The organism is Streptomyces cinereospinus (assembly GCF_042430725.1).
GTDB lineage: Bacteria > Actinomycetota > Actinomycetes > Streptomycetales > Streptomycetaceae > Streptomyces > Streptomyces cinereospinus.
In genome coordinates this window covers 67,192-85,573 of record NZ_JBHMCY010000012.1, presented here as the reverse complement: position 1 = coordinate 85,573, position 18,382 = coordinate 67,192, and the positions used below count along the sequence as shown (strand labels likewise).

General features: G+C 67.8%; 11 protein-coding genes and 1 pseudogene. 9 read left to right on the top strand and 3 right to left on the bottom strand.

Annotated elements, in window-relative coordinates; genetic code table 11:
* The first annotated feature begins 331 nt into the window (after nt 1–331).
* Both ACFF45_RS08840 and ACFF45_RS08835 read left to right on the top strand, forming a co-directional pair.
* Nucleotides 332–6,415: an RHS repeat-associated core domain-containing protein gene (locus tag ACFF45_RS08840; RefSeq protein WP_381344237.1), complete on the top strand. Its 6,084-nt coding sequence runs from the start codon at nt 332–334 to the stop codon at nt 6,413–6,415.
* A 106-nt stretch (nt 6,416–6,521) separates the two neighbouring features.
* Nucleotides 6,522–7,574, top strand: coding sequence for a hypothetical protein (locus ACFF45_RS08835; RefSeq protein ID WP_381344234.1), 1,053 nt, complete (start codon nt 6,522–6,524; stop codon nt 7,572–7,574).
* A 228-nt stretch (nt 7,575–7,802) separates the two neighbouring features.
* Here the strand turns inward: ACFF45_RS08835 and ACFF45_RS08830 are convergent, their stop codons facing one another.
* On the bottom strand, nt 7,803–8,399 hold the full coding sequence (locus tag ACFF45_RS08830) for a putative immunity protein (RefSeq protein ID WP_381344231.1): 597 nt from the start codon (nt 8,397–8,399) through the stop codon (nt 7,803–7,805).
* Between the two features lie 849 nt (nt 8,400–9,248).
* Here ACFF45_RS08830 and ACFF45_RS08825 point away from each other — a divergent pair.
* Nucleotides 9,249–9,659 carry a hypothetical protein gene (locus ACFF45_RS08825; RefSeq protein WP_381344344.1) on the top strand — a complete coding sequence of 137 codons (411 nt, stop codon included), beginning with the start codon at nt 9,249–9,251 and terminating at the stop codon, nt 9,657–9,659.
* Between the two features lie 367 nt (nt 9,660–10,026).
* Here the strand turns inward: ACFF45_RS08825 and ACFF45_RS08820 are convergent, their stop codons facing one another.
* On the bottom strand, nt 10,027–11,646 hold the full coding sequence (locus ACFF45_RS08820) for an FAD-dependent oxidoreductase (RefSeq protein ID WP_381344228.1): 1,620 nt from the start codon (nt 11,644–11,646) through the stop codon (nt 10,027–10,029).
* A 60-nt stretch (nt 11,647–11,706) separates the two neighbouring features.
* Here ACFF45_RS08820 and ACFF45_RS08815 point away from each other — a divergent pair, with 60 nt between their 5' ends.
* Nucleotides 11,707–12,252, top strand: coding sequence for a MarR family winged helix-turn-helix transcriptional regulator (locus tag ACFF45_RS08815; protein WP_381344225.1), 546 nt, complete (start codon nt 11,707–11,709; stop codon nt 12,250–12,252).
* 175 nt (nt 12,253–12,427) lie between these two features.
* On the opposite strand, the gene ACFF45_RS08810 is transcribed toward ACFF45_RS08815, so the two are convergent.
* Nucleotides 12,428–12,775, bottom strand: a complete 348-nt coding sequence (locus ACFF45_RS08810; RefSeq protein WP_381344350.1) for a hypothetical protein — start codon at nt 12,773–12,775, stop codon at nt 12,428–12,430.
* Between ACFF45_RS08810 and ACFF45_RS35630 the strand changes: the two are divergent.
* The 5 genes and pseudogenes from ACFF45_RS35630 to efeU form a co-directional block, all read left to right on the top strand.
* Nucleotides 12,767–12,895, top strand: a pseudogene (locus tag ACFF45_RS35630) (IS630 family transposase); the annotation flags it as partial. The gene ACFF45_RS08810 and the pseudogene ACFF45_RS35630 sit on opposite strands and share 9 nt — an antisense overlap.
* A 125-nt stretch (nt 12,896–13,020) precedes the next feature.
* Complete coding sequence (locus ACFF45_RS08800) at nt 13,021–13,470, top strand: DNA-binding protein (RefSeq protein ID WP_381344222.1); 450 nt, start codon at nt 13,021–13,023, stop codon at nt 13,468–13,470.
* A gap of 1,408 nt (nt 13,471–14,878) precedes the next feature.
* Entirely contained in the window at nt 14,879–16,024 is a 1,146-nt protein-coding gene (efeO, locus tag ACFF45_RS08795; protein WP_381344219.1) for an iron uptake system protein EfeO, read from the top strand.
* A 12-nt stretch (nt 16,025–16,036) separates the two neighbouring features.
* On the top strand, nt 16,037–17,359 hold the full coding sequence (gene efeB / locus ACFF45_RS08790; RefSeq protein WP_381344216.1) for an iron uptake transporter deferrochelatase/peroxidase subunit: 1,323 nt from the start codon (nt 16,037–16,039) through the stop codon (nt 17,357–17,359).
* Between the two features lie 18 nt (nt 17,360–17,377).
* The gene (gene efeU, locus ACFF45_RS08785; protein WP_381344213.1) at nt 17,378–18,214 is read left to right on the top strand and encodes an iron uptake transporter permease EfeU; all 837 of its coding nucleotides are present in this window, start codon (nt 17,378–17,380) and stop codon (nt 18,212–18,214) included.
* Nucleotides 18,215–18,382 lie beyond the last annotated feature (168 nt).

Below are 18,382 nucleotides of genomic sequence, written 5' to 3'. Positions count from 1 at the left end.
CGGGGTTTTGCTTTGCCTGCCTCGATATAACGCATTATGCGGTATCGACCCCACCATGGAATGTGGCATTCCGTATTCGTCACATGACGTGGTGTGTTGCATATCACTCAGATGAACACGCCTCGCGACTGTCCGTGTTGGGCGTTAGGTGATCTTGATGATCTTGTGTCCTCGGCTACTTTGCGATTCGTTCACTGTTCTTTCACGAACGGCAGACAGGGATGAACTCGTGAGTTCTGAGGACCAGTTGCCCTCTCCGGAAGAGAGAGGGTGGGTCTGGCACGAGAGAAGCCGGAGCCTCCGGTGGATCTCGGCCAGTCTGGCTGTGCTCATGTCGGTGTCACTGATGGAGGGGGCGGCTGCGGCTGCCGCTCCGGAAGCGGTCCAGGACAAGAGCAAGCCGAAGGGGGTAGCGGCTGCGGCGGACATCGCGTCGGCCAAGGTCGCGGCCCGATTGTCGGGTCGGCGGGTGGAGGCGCTCAGTGAGCGCACCGAAGCGGCGACGACATGGGTGAACAAGGACGGCAGTCTCACGACCGAGCTGTCCGCAGGGCCGGTGCGGTTCCAGCGTGACGGCGCGTGGGTGGATGTTGATGTCGATCTGCAGGAGACGGCGGACGGCGGTGTCGAGCCGGTCGCGCATCCGGAGGGGCTGAGGCTGGCGGGCCGGACGGGTACGCCGGCGAAGTCGCTCGCGGCGGCGCGGCAGTCGAAGCCGGTCGACCTGGTCACGCTGGGCGAGGGTGACCAGCAGATCCGGCTGCAGTGGAAGGGCGGTCTGCCCGAGCCGAAGCTGCACGGCACGCGTGCGGAGTACGTCAACGCGGTACCGGGTGCCGACCTGGTGGTCGAGGCGACTCGCACGGGCTTCGAGCAGTTCGTCGAGATCGAAGAGCGTCCCTCCACGGCCAACTACTCCTACACGCTGCCGCTTCAGGCGAAAGGCCTGAAGGTCAGGCAACTGGCTGACGGTAACGTGCTGTTCACCGACCGCAAGAACCGCAAGCGGGCCGTCATGCCCGCACCGGTGATGTGGGACGCGACCGTTGACAAGACGTCGGGTGAGCACACCCGCCGGGTGCCGGTCGCCATGAAGGTCGTCAAGAACAGTTCCGGGGTCGATCTGGTGATCACGCCGGACGCGAAGTTCCTCGCGGACCCGAAGACCAAGTTCCCGGTCACGGTGGACCCTTCGACGTCGGCGCTGAGCAACGTATTCGACACCTACGTCCAGCAGGGCGAGACGACCGACCTGTCCACGGACACCGAACTAAACTGGGGTAACCCGGGCACCACCAACAGCGACGGCACCCCACGCACGGCGCGCTCCTTCATCTCCTGGAACACCACGACGATCCAGGAGGCACTGGTCTCCAGCGCGAAGCTGAGCCTGTGGAACTTCCACTCCTCCAACTACACCGGTTCCTCGTGCCCCACCCAGCCATGGGAAGTGTGGTCCACCGGGGCGGCGTCGACGTCGTCCCGCTGGACCGCGCAGCCGACGAAGTTGACGAAGAAGGCCACGTCCTCGGAGACGAGGGGCAACCCGTCCTGCACCACCCAGCCGGACGGCTGGATCAACGCCGATGTGACCGCACTGGTCCAGGAGTGGGCGTCGGCCAAGGTGACTCGTGGGCACATGGGCCTCTATGCGCCGAGTGAGACGATCGTCGAGCAGTGGAAGCGGGTCAACTCCGCCAACGCGGCATCCAACCCGCCGAAGCTGGTCGTCAACTACAACTTCCGCCCGAAGACGGGAACGAAGCAGGAGGCCGGCCCGCCCTACTTCTCCTACAGTGGCTCCTACCTGGTGAACACCACCACGCCGACGCTGCGTGACACGTTCGTTGACGCTGACGGCGACCTGGTCAACGGCACCTTCCAGATCTTCGACAACGCCACCAATACGCAGGTCGGTGACGTCATCGTCTCCAAGTACGTGGCCAGCGGCTCCGCGGCGTCGGTAACCGTTCCGGCAGGTGTGCTGACGAACGGCAAGACCTACAAGTTCCGCACCAGCCCTTACGACGGTACGCACTACAACACCGGCTGGTCGGCGTGGAAGACGTTCACGGTCGACACCGCCGCCCCCTCCGCCCCGTCCGCAATCACCTCGACGGACTACCCGAGCGGGCAGTGGGTCAAGGGTGCCGGGCAGGCAGGCACGTTCACCGTCACACCGCCGGCGTCCGACCACAACTGGCTGGAGTGGTCGCTGGATGGTGTGACCTGGACCAAGGTCGCCACTGGTGGCTCTACCGCTGCGAAGAACATCAGCGTCACCCCGCCGAAGAACGGAACGCACACCCTGCAGGTCCGCTCGGTGGACAAGGCCGACAACAAGTCCGAAGCCCGGGAGTACGTCTTTCACGCCGGACCGGGTGGGTTCCTCCAACCGTCCGAGGGCGAGCGTACTGCCCGACGGCTGCCGCTGGTGGCCGAGGCCGAGGCCGGGAAGTACGACAAAGTGTCGTTCTCCTGGCGCAGGTCGGAAGCGGACGTCTGGGTGGCCATCCCGGCGGGTGACGTCATCTCGGGCGGGAGCGCTCTGACCGCCTGGCCGGTTGCGCTGACCGGGGGCAAGAACGCGCCGCTGGTCTGGAACACCACCAGTACCGTCTCCCCCGACGGAACCATCCAGATCAAGGCCGACTTCACCGGCCCGAACTCGGCGGCCTCGAGCACGGCTCCGCTGACCGTGGTCGTGGACCGCAATGCCGACGGAGCCGCAGCCACCGAGACCGGCCCCGGCTCACTCAACCTGCTCACCGGCGACTACACCCTCTCGGAGACCGATGCGTCGTCCTTCGACATGTCGGTGACCCGAACGGCCTCCTCCCGCACCCCTGACCAGGGCGCACAGCAGGAGGGTCAGGCGGCCATCTTCGGCAAGGAGTGGGTGGCGGGCACTGTCGCTGAGGTGACCGAGTCCGACTACGCCCACCTGCGCAAGGTGTCCGACACCGCAGTGGCTGTGGTGACCGCCGAAGGGGACGCCCTCCACTTCACCGCCAACGCGGCCAAGACCGGATGGATACCCGAGCCCGGAGCCGAAAACCTCCTTCTGAAGGGCAGTGTCAGCTCGACCTTCACCCTGTCCGACACCGATGGCACGGTGACCTCGTTCACCAAGCCGGCGAATGCCACGACCTGGCAGGTCACCAGCACCCTGATGGACGGTTTGTCCAACTCCACCACCAAGGTCGTCTCCGAGACCGTGACCGTGGACGGCAAGACGCTGGCCCGCCCCAAGCGGATCATCGCCCCTACGTCCGCCGCCGCAGCGGCGACCTGCGAGATCACCCCGGCCACCAAGGGCTGCCGGGTGATGGAGTTCGTCTACGCGACGTCCACCACGGCCACAGGCACGGACACCGACGCCCAGTTCGGCGACTTCACCGGCCAGGTCAGGCAGATCAGGCTGTGGGCCACCCAGCCGGGCGCGACCGCGGCCACCGCGACCGCTGTTGCCTCCTACCGTTACGACTCCCTCGGCCGGCTCCGTCAGTCCTGGGACCCGCGGATCGGGCAGCAGGCGGAAACCCAGTACGCCTACTACGAAGGTCGCGTCACCTGGCTGTCACCGCCCGGTGAGCTGCCCTACACCTTCACCTACGGCAACGCCGCCAGCGGTACCGCGCCGGGTGACGGCATGCTCCTGGCGGTTTCCCGTCCCGCGCTGCAGCAGGGCACCGCTGACACGGTGGAGGGAGAAGCGGTCACCAGCATCGTCTACGGCGTTCCGCTGACCGGTGCCAGGGCCCCCCATCCGATGGGTATCTCGGACACGGCCGCCTGGGGACAGCTCGACAGCCCCACCGACGCCACCGCCATCTTCCCGGCCGACCTGGTTCCCGCCTCCCACGACGGAGCGAACCTGACGTCCGGCACCTACAGCCGGGCGACCGTCCACTACCTCAACGCCTCCGGTCGCCAGGTCAACACCGCAGCTCCGGGGCAGTCCATCACCACCACCGAGTACGACCGGTTCGGGAACGCGGTCCGTGAACTGTCCGCAGCCAACCGCGAACTCGCACTCGGCGCCACAGACGCGCAGAAGGACACCCTGACCGACCTGGGCATCATCTCCCGGTCATCTTCCGAGCGGGCACACCTGCTCTCCACCACCTCGCTCTACAACGACAATGGAACCCGCGAGCTCGAAGAGTTCGGGCCGCTGCACCGCGTCGACCTCAATGAGGACCTCAAGGACGGCACCAGCGTGCTGGTCCAGGCCGACACCTCCGTGCCTGCCCGCACCTGGACGGTCAAGGAGTACGACAGCGGCCGTCCCACCGACGGCACCGCCACCGTCAAGGACCAGGTGACCCTGGAAGTCACCGGCGCCCGGGTACGCGACTACTACTCGGTCATGGGTGAGCAGCGGGTCACCGAAACCCAGTACGACTGGGTCAAGGGCATGCCCACCCTCACCATACAGGACGCCGGCGGTCTGAACCTGACCACCTCGACGAGTTACGACGCCCAGGGACGCGTCACCTCACAGTCGCTGCCCGGCTCCACGGGCGACGACGCCGCGACGCGCATCACCGAGTACTGGACGGCCGACGGGACCGGTTTCTGCAACGGCCGCCCCGAGTGGGCTGACCAGATCTGCTGGACCGGACCGGCCGGCGCCATCACCGGCGGCGGCACCAACCCCGCGAACCTGCCCGACAGCACCACCGAATACGACTACTACGGTCAGCCCACCGAGGTCACCGACACCGCCAACGGCCAGACCCGCACCACCACTACCACCTATGACGCCGCCGGCCGCCCCGAGACCACCACGGTCAGCGGGACCCTCGGCCAGGCCGTTCCCCAGGTGACGACCGAATACGACCCCGTCTCCGGCAAGGTCACCAAGACCGTCTCTCCCACCGGTGGAACGATCACCAGGACCTACGACCAGCTCGGCCGGACCACCTCCTACACGGACGCCGACGGAGGAAGGACCACCACCGAATACGACAAGCTCGACCGGCCGGTCAGAATCAGCGACACCGCTCCCTCGACGGTCACCTACACCTACGACCACACGGTCGAGCCCCGCGGGCTGGTGACCAGGACCAGCGACTCCGTCGCCGGTGACTTCGCTGCCACCTACGATGCCAACGGAACCCTCGCCACGGAGAAGCTCCCTGGCGGTTACACCCTGAAGGTCACCGAGGACCCCACGAGCGCGACCACCACTCGCGCGTACACCCGCGACAGTGACGGCACGACCGTCTACACGGACACCGTCACCGAGAATGTGCACGGCCAGGCAACCAGCCACCAAGGCTGGTCCGCACAGAAGTACACCTACGACAGGGCTGGACGGCTCACCGGCGTCGACGACACCGTCGGCGAAGTCTGCACCCGCCGCGCCTATACCTTCGACCAGCGCAGCAACCGCAAGACACTGGCCACCGCCACCGCCGCACCAGGCAGCGCCTGCACCTCCTCAGGAGCGACAACCACCAGCTTCACCTACGACAGCGCCGACCGCCTCGTGAACTCCGGCTACACCTACGACGCGTTCGGCCGCACCACCGCCCTGCCGGGCAGCACCATCAGCTACTACACCAACGACCTTGCCCACCAGCAGACTTCGGGCGGCAAGCGACAGACGTGGCAGCTCGATGCCGCCCTGCGCTTCCGCTCCTGGAAGGTGGAAAGCGGCAGCGGCGCGACCTGGACACAGACCGCATCCAAGACCAACCACTACGACAGCGACAGTGACAATCCCCGCTGGATCATCGAAGACACAACCTCCGGAGACCTCACCCGCAACGTAGACAGCGCCTCCGGCGATCTCGCCGCCACCACCACCAGGACCGGCGGCACCGTCCTGCAACTCACCAACATCCACGGTGATGTCGCGCTGCAGCTTCCGCTGGACACCAGCAAGGCCCCCGTCGCCCTGGACAGCGACGAATACGGCAACCCTCGCCCGGAGCAGGCAACCACCCGCTACAACTGGCTCGGCGCCACACAGCGCTCAACCGAGACCCTCACCGGACTCACCCTCATGGGCGCCCGCCTCTACAATGCTGCCACTGGCCGATTCCTCACCATCGACCCGGTCTATGGCGGCAGCGCCAACGCCTACGAGTACGCCCTTGCAGACCCGCGCAACAATTATGACCTCGATGGTCGCTGGGTATGGGCTGTCCGAGGCGGGTGGGTCGCGATCCGGTATGTCACCAGCCGGCCAAAGGTGCGTTTCACCTACCGGAACAAGAGAGGGAACGGCAAGAAGAAAGACAAGAACTGGGGTCAGAAGAACCGGAAACCTCACCGGGGCGGAAAGAGCGGGTCAACCAAGGACAAGCACGAAGGTGCCGGACGGCATGGCGGTCACAAGAAGCGAGGCCACCCGAAGTGGAAGCCGTGGAACAGCTTCTGGGGGGGCCGCTGGGCATGGTGACAGGCGAACAGAGGACTAGAGTCTGATCTCGGCGCCGCCCGTCCGCACGTGAAGCGCGTGCGGACGGGCGGCAATCTCGGTGCAATTCTGTTTATGGGGAGTCTGGATGGAAATCAAGACAAAATGGGCGGAACTTCTGGTCAAGGGCGGTGCAGCGGAAAAAGGTAAGGGGATCCTGAGAAAGGCTGCGCTCGGTGGGAATTCGGATGCCGCCCTTGCTCTGAAGGAGATACTTGAGGAAGAAGATGCGCAAGAGGAGGTCGTGGAACTCCTCCGCGGGTGTGCGCAAAGCGGCGGCGCAGGAGTCATCCTCTCCCTCGCCGACCTTTTGAGCGAAATGCCCGGAAGTGAAGCCGAAGCGGAGAAGTGGTACAAAAAAGCCGTAGCCGAAGGGCTGTCCGGCTCCTTGAACAACTATGGCTGCTTCTTGTTGGATCAGCATCGTCCGGAAGAAGCGGAAGTAGTTCTGAGATCGGCGATTGACGAAGGCGACGAGCTTGCCAGGGGAAATCTCGGCAAACACTACTTCGACCTGGAAGAATATCGAGAATCTCTGACGTACCTGGCACAATCAGTAGAGAATGGGAACTCTCGAGTCACGTCCTACCTGGCTCGCACCCACATTGAGCTCGGAAATCTGGAAGAGGCAGATCGCTGGACCAGTGCTGCGCTTGAGCAGGAAAACGCTGGAGCGTATCTCGCGCGCGCACTCTTTCTCGCTCGATTCGCTGGCGAAGCAGAGAAACGGGATTCAATCGAACGCGCATTCAAGGCGGCCATTGAAGAATCTCCGGAAGCCCACTTCTACTATGCAAACTGGCTGAGCAGCGTGGGGAGGAGGGTTGAAGCCGTCGAAGAATACGACAAATCTATTGATGCGGGCGAAACCAATTCTCACCTCAATGTCGCGATTGTCCTGGACGACCTCGGGATGAAGGAAAAGGCGGAACAGCACCTCCGGGCCGGAATCAGTGCCGGAGATCCCGAATCTGCTGCCAGCCTTGCCCGCTTTCTTGCTGACGAGAATCGCCTGAATGAAGTCCCCCCCGTCATCCGGGAAGCGGAACGCCTGGGATGCTCGTCGGCGGAAGTCGCTGAACTGTGGGTGATGTATCAGGACAATATGCAAAGTGGCGACGATGTCGATGGAGCCGTATAGGCAGGCTGCGCCCGTACCCATGCCATGGCCCCGCCAGCCCTGACGGCGCGCAACTGCCAGAGAGTCATGCGCCGCCCGGGGTGCTGCAACCTGACACTGCCCTGGCAAATACCCCGGCGTGTGGGTCTTTCCTCTGGCCCGGCGCAGACTGGACGTTCGCCACAGGAGGCTTGGTCGGCGAGCGATTGCCCTTTCTGGTGGTGAGCCACGTCGTCCGGACGCTGGAAGTCACTCGGAAAGGCTGAGCGCACGTAGGCCGGCGTCCAGCACGCGCATCAACTCACCAACCCGTCCGCCCCCGCTTGGCGCCGCCGGAAAGCGTTTGAGCACGTCAACGACGACCGAAGTCGCGTGTTGGACCGCTCGCTCAAGGTGTTCGGCACCAAGGGCCCGATCGTCGCCAGCGACGAGTTCGGCCGCTCTGGCGGCGTAGGCGGCGGCTCCGAGGATGTGCTTGACCTGGGTGGCCTTGGCCAGCGGATGCAGATAGGCGGCGCCTGCCGCAGACATCGCTGCCCACGCTGCTTCGCGCGCAGCCGCAGTGTCCGCACTCTTGGCTGCCTTCAGGGCCGCCGACGCTGTGTCGCGCAAGGACTTGCCGCGCTCGCCACCCCGAGCGAACTCCCACGCGGCATCGACAGCGTCTCGGGGTCGCGAGTCATCTGGCTGATCGGCCTCTAATATCTCAAGCGCCCCCTCCGCGCACGCCGCTGCGAACGCGGTGACCTCACGAAGGTCTTGCTTGCTCAGAACGATCTCGCTCGCTTCACCTGTCATGAAGTCATCTTCGACCATTGCCTTGAGCTGGAAGGCGGCATGGCCCACAAGCCCGACTGTCGAGAGGCCGAGTTGACTTCTCAGCCCTTTGAGATGTCTTGGCGCAGCCCGTCCCGGCCGCCGGTCAGGCCGTGGTCAAGGGTGTGACAGAGGGCCCGCCGCCGCGCGCACCTGGTGCGGTGCGGTGGACCTGTCCGGCGGTCGTGCCCACCCGATGCGCGCGGTGCGTACCACCACCGTCCTGGGTGCGCCTTACGCAGTGGCCGGGCGCACCGGGTGCGCCCGGCCGGTGCTGGATGTGCATCGAGAGCCTGGCCCACGACGAAGGCCTCCAACTGGCGCGGGGTGTCGGCGAGGTCCTTGTGGTCCTCGGTGAGGAACTGCCGGGCGAAGCGCCGACGACCTGGCCGACGCGGTACGCCCGCTCGTCAGCGACCTGCGCATCGAGCCCCTCAGCGCCGACGCCGCCCTGTGGGGCGCAGCGGTGACCGACGAGCGCTACGCCCTGATCGCGCGGACCTGACCGCTCGAACCGGACACTACGAAGGCTCCGGTCCTGGGCACACGGCGGCCCAGGCTCCTCCTGGCGTCGGGGCCGCCACGGCGCGGCGGCCGGTCGGCGGCCCGCTCGTCCTTCTTCCCGCCCTGAACGATCCCGCGTGAGCGGGGGTCGTCCCACCACCCGTCGGTGAACGACCTCCAGGCCCCCAGGCCGAAGTCGGTGCAGGGCAGCGTGTTGTAGGCGTGGACGGCCTGGAACGCCTCCTCCTGGCCGGGGGCGGGTCCGCCCACCACAAGGCCGGATGTGGGGTCGGTGACATAGCCGCGGAGTGCGTCCAGATCGCCGGCGACGAGCTGGGGCCGGTACTGGACGATGACGTAGCCGTCGGCGATGACATGGCCGAACCCGGACTCGGGGGCCGTCTCATCCTTTCCGCGGCCATCGGGGCTGGTTTCGGCCGCACAGGGGCGGTGTTCGGAGCCTGGTTCACTGCGCGTCGGCAGGACCGCATGTGGTTGCGCGAACAGAAGCTGAAAGCCGGGGTCGGCTTCAACACCGCCGTGGTCCAGCTCATCGACAACCTCCGGGAAACACGGCTGAGTGACGACGGTGCCGGGGCCAACGAACTGGTGAGCCGGATGCAGGAAGCCCGGTCAGCCCTCTACCTACTGTGCGCCGACGACACCGTCGATCTCGCCGACGCTCTCGCGCGTCGGGTCTGGAGCTCCCGGCCCAGCGACGGCAGGGACGATCGCAGGGCCGAGCACAGGGAAACGGAGGATCTGCTACGCCGCTTCACCCATTAGCTCCGGCAAGAGATCGCCAGGACGTAGTCTCAGCTGGTTCTTCAAGGGGACGATCGGTGCAGACAGTGCGGTGTGCGCCGGTGCTGGCCGAGGAGATGGCGCTGTCCGTGAGGACGATCAGTCCCGCGCGGCTTCTCGGGAGCCGGGCTTGCCGCTCCGGCGGCCCGGCGAGTGATGCGCCTGGTCATGATGGTGATGGCGGCCCGGGTGATCAGTGAGTGGGTGCTCTTGAACCAGTAGCTCTGTCTGACTCCAGTCGACACAATCAACCGATGAGTCAGCACTCGGTGTCCTTGCACAAGATCGCGTTTGCTGACGGGCAGGCCATGCACTCGTAGGCCCGTCGAGTTCGGCTGGGATGCGGCGTTCAGCCGGCGATCCGGGCGAGTGCCCGGTCGAGTTCGGCGGGGCCACGACCACGGGCAGCGACGTATCCGTCGGGACGCACCAGCAGCCATCCGGTCCTCTCGGGGCCGCGGCCGGGCGCGTCGGCCGCGGGCTGCGCGCCGCGCAGCCCGAGTTGTTCGGCGGCCGGCCCGCCGACCGTGTGGACCGTCGGGGCCGGCCAGGCACTGCGTTGCCAGGCGTCCAGCGTTCGGTCGGCCGCTTCGGGCGCGGCGACCAGCAGGGTCCAGTCGGGTTCGCGCAGTGCTGCCAGCACGGACTGCCAGCTGGGATCGCGGGCATCGGCGTGCCGCACCTGTGCGAGGCGCTGCCCGGGTAGGGGCCCGGTGCGTGTGGTGTCGCTGTCGTGTACGGTCAGCGGGCTGGTCGGGTAGGCGATCGCGAGCCCGGACATGCCGCCCACGAAACCCTGGTTGAGTGCGTGGAACAGCGGCGGCAGCGCCCGCAGGGTCGTGAAGACCGCCGGCAGGTGCTCGTCCACGGTGGCGTTGCGGAGGTTGACGAGCATGGTGGCCATCTGTGTGGTGGACAGCAGCGCCTGTCCGACCGGGACCCGCTCGGCGCTGTAGCTGTCCAGGAGTGCTGCCGCCTGTGGGGTGGGCAGCTCGCCGCGGACGGCGGTGGCGAGTTTCCAGGCGAGGTTGACCGCGTCCTGCAGACCGGTGTTCATGCCCTGCCCGGAGGCCGGTGAGTGCACGTGGGCGGCATCCCCGGCCAGGAAGCATCGACAGGGCCGTCCGGTGCCGGTGCGGGACTGCATGATGGGTACTGCGCGCTGCTGGATGGTGAACACCGACACCCACGACGGGGCGGCGACGGTGACGTCGCGGCCCAGTCCGCGGCTGAGCTTCCCGGCGAACCGTCTGGCGACAGCGCCAGGATCGCCGTCGTAGGCGACATCAACCGTGTCGAGCAGCCGCCACCGTTTCTCCCTGACCAGGGGGAAGATCATGACGGTTCCGCCGTCGGCGCGGACCCACCGGATCCGGTCGTGCTCGAGCGGCTCGGCGAAATCGAGTTCGGCATCCGCGATCAGCCAGGTCTCGCTCGATTGGCCTGCCAGGCGTACGCCGAGCTGGTCGCGTACCGCACTGTGCCCGCCGTCCGCGCCGACCAGCCACGCCACCTGGCCTTCTTCCAGCCTGCCGTCGGCGTGTCGCAGTCTGACCGTGACCGCTTCCGGGTGCTCGGTGAGTTCGGTCAGCCGTACCCCCCACTCGATGCCCACCCCGTGTGCGGCAAGCGCCTCGCGGAGCAGCTCTTCGGTGATGACCTGGTCGAGGAACCACACCTGATCGAAACGGGTGACCTGGGTCGTGAACGTCGCGTCCATCACGGCCAGCTCGGCACCGTCGGCGTAGAAGGCGATTCCCCGGCCCAGCACCGCGCGCGCTTCGAAAGCCTCATAGAGCCCGACCTGATCCAGCACCTCGATGGTGCGCGCGTGGATCGCCGCCGCCCTGCTGGTCGTCGCCGGGCCGTCAGCGCCGTCGATCAGCCGCACCGGAACCCCCCGGCGGGCCAGCTCCAGGGCGGTCATCATCCCCACCGGACCGGCTCCCGCCACTAAGACGTCATCCATCACCGCAGCCTCCGAATTGTCAACTCAATTGACAGTTACAGTAGGGGTGAAGGAGGCGCCATGCAACCCGAACCCCGCCCTCACCCGGACGGCCACCTCTCGGCAGAGACACCGGCCGACACCGCATCCGACGACGACATCTGGCCGGCGACGGCGGCGCGGCCGCCGCTGGCGGTGCTGCTGCGTGACGGATTCCGGTGGTTCACCGACCGGCTCAACGCCACGGTCGCCGAAGGCGGCGAACCCGGCATCAGCGCCGCCGCCGCAATGGTCGTCTCCTACCTGCACCCCGAAGGCAGCCGACCCGCTGAGATCGCCCGCGCCATGGGCGTCAGCCGCCAGCACATCCACACCGTCTCCCGTGAACTCACCGACGCCGGCATCCTGGCCACCCAGCCCGACCCCGCTTCCCGACGCGACCGCCTGCTCGTCCCCACTCCCGCCGGGGAACAGCGCCGCCGCCGCGCGCTGGCTCAGCTGGCAAACCTCGAGGTCGAACTCGCCCAGCGCCTCGACCCCGGCGAAATCGATCAGCTTCGCGAACTCCTGACCCGGCTGTGGAGTCCCTCGACGGGACATCCCCCGTCCCGCGCTCCGCACAAGTAACCGAAACGCCCCGGCCCTGCGGCGCCCGCGCCTCTTTCCGGCCCGTCTCACATCGCTGCGACGGCGGGGGGACGGGTCGGTGGGCGCCTTCCCGTCCGAAGCACTGCGTGAAAGCGGTCAGGCCGCCGCCGTGGAGGGTGTGTCAATCTAACGGGCCATCTTGGTTGTTGCGTGGTCAGTTGTTGCTCGGCGTCAGGCGGCCCTCGAAGGCGGTCTGGAACGCGTTGAGGTGCTCGGCTGCGGCCAGGCCGACTCCAGTGCCTTGCGGACGGCCCGCCGGGTCACGCCGTACGGTTGAGCAGGTGGGACCGCCGTCCGCGCGGGCGGCGGTCGCCCAGCCGAGGGGGACGGCGTAGCCGGCCGTGGCTGCCGCCTCCGCTCGCGCCCGGGTGCTGGCAAGGCGGTAGAGGGGTCGGTGCCGGTGGGGCAGATGGTCGCGCAGCGCCCGCACGCTCCGCGAGCCGGTCGCCCCCGGCGTCGTGCGCGAGCACCACGACGCCGGGGCCCGTTCGGGGCCCTGCACGCCTACCTGTGCTGACGCAACGCCAATGCCCGCCACCGCGACGTACTGGCCGCCGAACGCAAGAAACGCGCCCGTATTCGCAGCGAGAAGGGCATGTGCTGGAGCGGTCGCCCACTCACGCCACAGCTCGATCCCACCTGGCGGACCTATGCGGTCACAGCACCAGGGGGTGTCCCGGGCGCGGGTGAACGTATTGTTTAAAACAATATATTGACAACGATCAGGCGCCGTCTCATCCTCTTCCCATGCCGTCGACTCCTGAACAGCACACCGACCCGTTCGCGCCCCCACAGCCGGAGCAGGCGCGAGCGCACCGCGTCCACGCGTCCCTGTTTCGCATCGCCGAGCGGCACGCGGCTACTGCCGAGCAACGCCACCGACAGGTCCATCCCTCGGTCATCGGGCCGCACGAAGCCGTCAGGCTCGTGTCGTTCCTGCTCAGCGGGGCCGCACAGCTCGACGACGCTGAGCCGGAGGTGGACCACGCCGACATCACCGCTGCGTTGAGCCTCGTCCCGCTGGTTCGCGGGGAGATGGACGAACTGGAAACCGGACTGCTCAAGATGGCACGTGGCCGCGGCATGACGTGGCAAGAGATCGCCTTCGGCCTCGGGCTTGGCACTCCGCAAGCAGCCAGACAGCGATACGAGCGACTGGCAAGCCGCGCCGCACCCGACGCGGAAGGCCGGGAATGAGGGTCCGCCCCGGATTGCTCGCCGCCAGCGACCGGGCACATGGGGCTGCGACGCCCGAGCACATGCCGACGTTCCACACCTTGGAAGGGGTCTCCAGGGCACTCACCAACGACGACGCACACGGCGAACCTGTGCGGTCACAGTGGCTCAGTGGCTCAGTGGTCGTGGGCAAATCAGGGACTTGGTGATGGGTGCGCCGATGGTGCGGTTGTGTCAGAGCGCGCACGTCATCGCCAGGATCCGCTGGGCCACCCGGACGCCGGCGCCTGAGCTTGGCGTTGGCCCTCGCTGGGTTTGATGTTTCGTGATCGATTCGGCGCGTTTGACCGTCTTGCCGACGTCGTGGTGCCTGGCCGGGTGCTTGTTCCTCGATCCGGGAGGGCGTCCCGGTCCCGGCCGGGACGGTTTCGATGCCGTGGTGGGACGGGCCGTGGTCGCCCGGAGCTTGCGCAACCCCCGCCGCACCCGGACGGGGGGTGAGATGGCGGGTTCGGTGCGCCGTTTCCAGGGCCTGCGCAGGTCTTCGGCGAGGGACCGGGCAGGCGGAGTTGGGTGTGGGCGGCGTTGCTCAGCCATGTCCACAGGTCGGCGGTGTCGGCGTTGCGGATCTTCGGGGCGGTCCAGCCGAGGGTCTGTGTCATGAGCCGGAAGGTATGTTCCAGGTCGAATCTGCGGAGGAAGGACTGCCACCGGCGGGGGATGTCCGCGGATGTGGCGCCGGCGGCCGAGGGTCAGAACCAGACGGGTTCGGGGTCGCGGTCGCCCGGCCGGTGTTCGACCTCCAGGCGGATCAACGTGCCGTGGCGGAGGGCAAGTCGTCGTGCCCGTGCTCCAGCCGGGGCCGCGGTGGGTGAGTCTGGGGTGCATGCGGTCCCAGGCCCTCGCCTCGGCGGTGCCGTAGCGGCTGGTGCCCGTTGTGGTGGTGAGGTCGGGGGCGTGCCGGGTGTCGGGCCTGGCGAGGGTGCGGACTCGGCCGTGGCGGGGCCCGCTGCGGGCGGGGCCGGCGTCGCGGAGCACGACGCGGTCCGGGCGCGGGCGTCCGACCAGTACCACCGGGAGGCCGGCCAGGGCGTGCGTGAGGCAGGCGGTGTCGTAGCCAGAGTCCATGCCGATGAGGATCTCGGGGCCGCCCGGCCGCCCCGTTGTCCTCGTCGCCGTGGTGACCCGGGCCGATCTCACTGCTGACGTAGCGCCGCTCCGGCATCTCGCGGACCCTCTCCTCTGCCTCGCTTGACTCTTGCTTGACTTGTCCTTGGAGGGTTCATGGGTCAGTCGTAATGGCGGCGTTTCCCTACGGGCCAGTTGCGAGCTGAATCACAATACTGGCGGGTTGCGGCGAGATAAGGGTCGGCTAAGTTAGCCACGCCTCACTTATCAACTCGGCCATCGCCCCACCCAGGAGCCCTCCATGCATTCCGTCCGCCCCTTCGTCGTGAGCGCAGCCGCAGTGGCCGTACTGGCCGCCGCCGTCACGGGCTGCACGCAGAAAGCCGACTCGGAGGGCAACGAGGACGGCGCGGTCGAGGTGATCGCCAAGGACGACTCCTGTGAGGTGTCCGAAACGGAGATCAAGGCCGGTCATGTCGAACTGGCCATCGAGAACAAGGGCTCGAAGGTCACCGAGGTCTACATCCTCTTCCCGGACGACCGCATCGTCACCGAGCGCGAGAACATCGGCCCCGGCACCAAGCAGAGGCTGACCGCCGAGGTCAAGCCCGGCTCGTACGAGATCGCGTGCAAGCCCGGCATGAAGGGCGACGGCATCCGCCAGAAGGTCACCTTCACCGGCCAGGGGGCGGCCGACAAGCGCAGCCCCGAACTCGACAAGGCGGTCGCCGCCTACCGGGCCTATGTGCAGCAGCAGGCCGACGAAACGCTCCCGAAGGTCAAGGTCTTCACCGACGCCGTCAAGGCCGGCGACATCGAGACCGCGAAGAAGGCGTACGCCGGCTCGCGTATCGGCTGGGAGCGCACGGAGCCGGTCGCCGAGTCCTTCGGTGACATCGACCCGAAGGTCGACATCCGTGAGGACGGCCTGGAGCAGGGCCAGAAGTGGACCGGCTGGCACCGCCTGGAGAAGGCGCTGTGGCAGGACAACAAGATCGGCGACGAGGAGAAGGCCCTCGCCGACCAGCTTGTCGCCGACCTGACCGACTGGCAGAAGCGCGTCGGCACGGCCGAGATCACCCCGACCTCCATGGGCAACGGCGCCAAGGAACTCCTCGACGAGGTCGCCAGTGGCAAGGTGACGGGCGAGGAGGAACGTTACAGCCACACCGACCTGGTCGACTTCAAGGCCAACGTCGAGGGCGCCCAGAAGGCCTACGAGTTGCTCAGGCCCGTCGCGTCGAAGAACGACCCGAAGCTGGCCGAGGAACTGGACAAGCAGTTCGCCGCGATGAGCACGCTGCTCGACAAGTATCGCGAGGACAAGAACTCGTACGCCTTCACCTCCTACGACCAGGTCACCGAGCCGCAGCGCAAGGAGCTCTCGGACGCTGTCAGCGCCCTCGGCGAGCCGCTGTCCAAGCTCGCCGCCGCCGTCGTCAAGTAGGGGAGGCACTCGATGGCCGAAGAGAAGCTCACGCAGGCGGCGGAAGCGACGGAAGCACGGGACGCTGCGCAACCGGCGGTCGTGGCCCAGGCCGGTGCCGCCACGGCCGCGCCCTCCCGCCGTTCCCTGCTGGCCTACGCGGGTGCCGGGCTGGCCCTCGGGGCCGCGGGGGCCGGCGGTGCGGCGGCGATGAGCGGCCAGGGCTCCGGCGCCATGGAGTCCGCCGCCCTGGCCGGTGCGGCCGTGCCGTTCCACGGAGCCCACCAGGCGGGTATCGCCACCCCCGTCCAGGACCGTCTTCACTTCGCCGCGTTCGACGTGAAGACGGAGGACCGCGAGGAGCTCATCCAGCTCCTGAAGGACTGGACCCGTGCCGCCGAGCGCATGACGGCGGGGCTGACGGTCGGCGAGGGAGCGGTCGGCGGCCTGCCGGAAGCCCCGCCGGACGACACGGGTGAGGCGCTCGGCCTGAAGCCGTCCCGGCTGACCCTCACCGTCGGCTTCGGTCCGTCCCTCTTCGCCAAGGGCCGCTTCGGCCTGGAGGACAAGCACCCCGCCGCCCTGGTCGACCTGGAACTGTTCCCCGGCGACAACCTCGACCCGGCGCGCAGCGGCGGCGACCTCTGCGTGCAGGCATGTGCGGACGACCCGCAGGTCGCCGTGCACGCGATCCGCCAGCTGGCCCGTATCGGGTTCGGCAAGACCGTGGTCCGCTGGTCGCAGCTGGGCTTCGGCAAGACCTCCTCCACCACGCCCGAGGAGCAGACGCCGCGGAACATGATGGGCTTCAAGGACGGCACCCGGAACATCTCCGGGACCGACACCGCGGCCCTCGACAAGCACGTCTGGGCGTCCGCGAAGGACGGCTCCGCGTGGATGGCCGGCGGCTCCTACCTGGTTGCCCGCCGGATCCGGATGAACATCGAGACCTGGGACCGTACCCCGCTGCAGGAGCAGGAGGACATCTTCGGCCGGGACAAGGGCGAGGGCGCCCCGGTCGGAAGGGCCAGGGAGCGCGACGAACCCTTCCTGCCGGCCATGAAGCCCGAGGCACACGTCCGTCTCGCACACCCCGACACCACCGGCGGTGCGATGATCCTGCGCCGCGGCTACTCCTTCACCGACGGCACGGACGGCCTCGGCCGGCTGGACGCGGGCCTGTTCTTCCTCGCCTACCAGCGCGACGTGCACAAGGGGTTCATCCCGATCCAGCGCAACCTGGCACGCGCCGACGTGCTGAACGAGTACATCCAGCACGTGGGTTCAGCGATCTTCGCGATCCCCCCGGGCGTCCGTGACGAGGACGACTGGTGGGGCCGGACCCTGTTCGCGTGACCAGAAGGGAATCACCGGTTGTTCGCCAACTATCTGATCGGCCTGCGCGAGGGGCTGGAGGCCAGCCTGGTCGTCTGCATCCTCGTCGCATACCTCGTGAAGACAGGCCGACGTGACGCGCTGCGCCCGATCTGGGCCGGCATCGGGGTCGCAGTGGCCCTTTCGCTGGCCTTCGGCGCGACCCTCGAGTTCGGCTCCCAGGAGCTGACGTTCGAGGCGCAGGAGCTGATCGGCGGCACGCTGTCGATCGTCGCGGTCAGCTTCGTCACCTGGATGGTCTTCTGGATGCGGCGCACCGCGCGCCAGCTGAAGGCGGAGCTGCACGGGAAACTGGACAGCGCACTGCGCATGGGCAAGGGCGCACTGGTCGCCACGGCCTTCCTGGCGGTGGGCCGGGAGGGCCTGGAGACCGCGCTGTTCGTGTGGGCGTCGGTACGGGCCAGCGGTGAGGGATCCTCCGCGCCGCTGACCGGAGTGCTGCTGGGCATCGCGACGGCGGTCGCGCTGGGCTGGCTGTTCTACCGGGGTGCGCTCAGGATCAACCTGGCGAAGTTCTTCACTTGGACCGGCGGCATGCTGGTGGTCGTGGCCGCGGGCGTGCTCGCCTACGGCGTGCACGACCTACAGGAGGCCGCGTTCCTCGGCGGCCTGCAGGACAAGGCGTTCGACGTCAGCGCGGCCATCCCGCCGGACAGCTGGTACGGCACGCTGCTCAAGGGCGTCTTCAACTTCCAGCCCGATCCCACCGTGTACCAGGTCGTGGCGTGGGCGTTGTACCTGATTCCCGCGCTGGCCCTGTTCCTGGCCCCGGCGGGATTCGGACGGTCCAGGCCGGCGGCGGTCCCGGAGCAGTAGGAACCGTGCCTGTTCCCGGCCGGTGATCGGCCGCCGCAGGGCGGGAATCACCCCGACCCGGCGGCCGGCCCGGTCCGCTGCGCGCGCGAGGACCAGGCAGGGCGTCAGGACTTCAGGGGGCGCGGCAGGGCAGCAGTGCCGTGGGTCGGCTCTGGAGGCGGTGGACGT

What these genes read in the sequence shown, in the direction of transcription:
- ACFF45_RS08840 (WP_381344237.1), top strand. Translation starts at nt 332, where the DNA reads ATGTCGGTGTCACTGATGGAGGGGGCGGCTGCGGCTGCCGCTCCGGAA.
- ACFF45_RS08835 (WP_381344234.1), top strand. Translation starts at nt 6,522, where the DNA reads ATGGAAATCAAGACAAAATGGGCGGAACTTCTGGTCAAGGGCGGTGCA.
- ACFF45_RS08825 (WP_381344344.1), top strand. Translation starts at nt 9,249, where the DNA reads ATGGCCGAACCCGGACTCGGGGGCCGTCTCATCCTTTCCGCGGCCATC.
- ACFF45_RS08820 (WP_381344228.1), bottom strand. Translation starts at nt 11,646, where the DNA reads ATGGATGACGTCTTAGTGGCGGGAGCCGGTCCGGTGGGGATGATGACC.
- ACFF45_RS08815 (WP_381344225.1), top strand. Translation starts at nt 11,707, where the DNA reads ATGCAACCCGAACCCCGCCCTCACCCGGACGGCCACCTCTCGGCAGAG.
- ACFF45_RS08800 (WP_381344222.1), top strand. Translation starts at nt 13,021, where the DNA reads ATGCCGTCGACTCCTGAACAGCACACCGACCCGTTCGCGCCCCCACAG.
- efeO (WP_381344219.1), top strand. Translation starts at nt 14,879, where the DNA reads ATGCATTCCGTCCGCCCCTTCGTCGTGAGCGCAGCCGCAGTGGCCGTA.
- efeB (WP_381344216.1), top strand. Translation starts at nt 16,037, where the DNA reads ATGGCCGAAGAGAAGCTCACGCAGGCGGCGGAAGCGACGGAAGCACGG.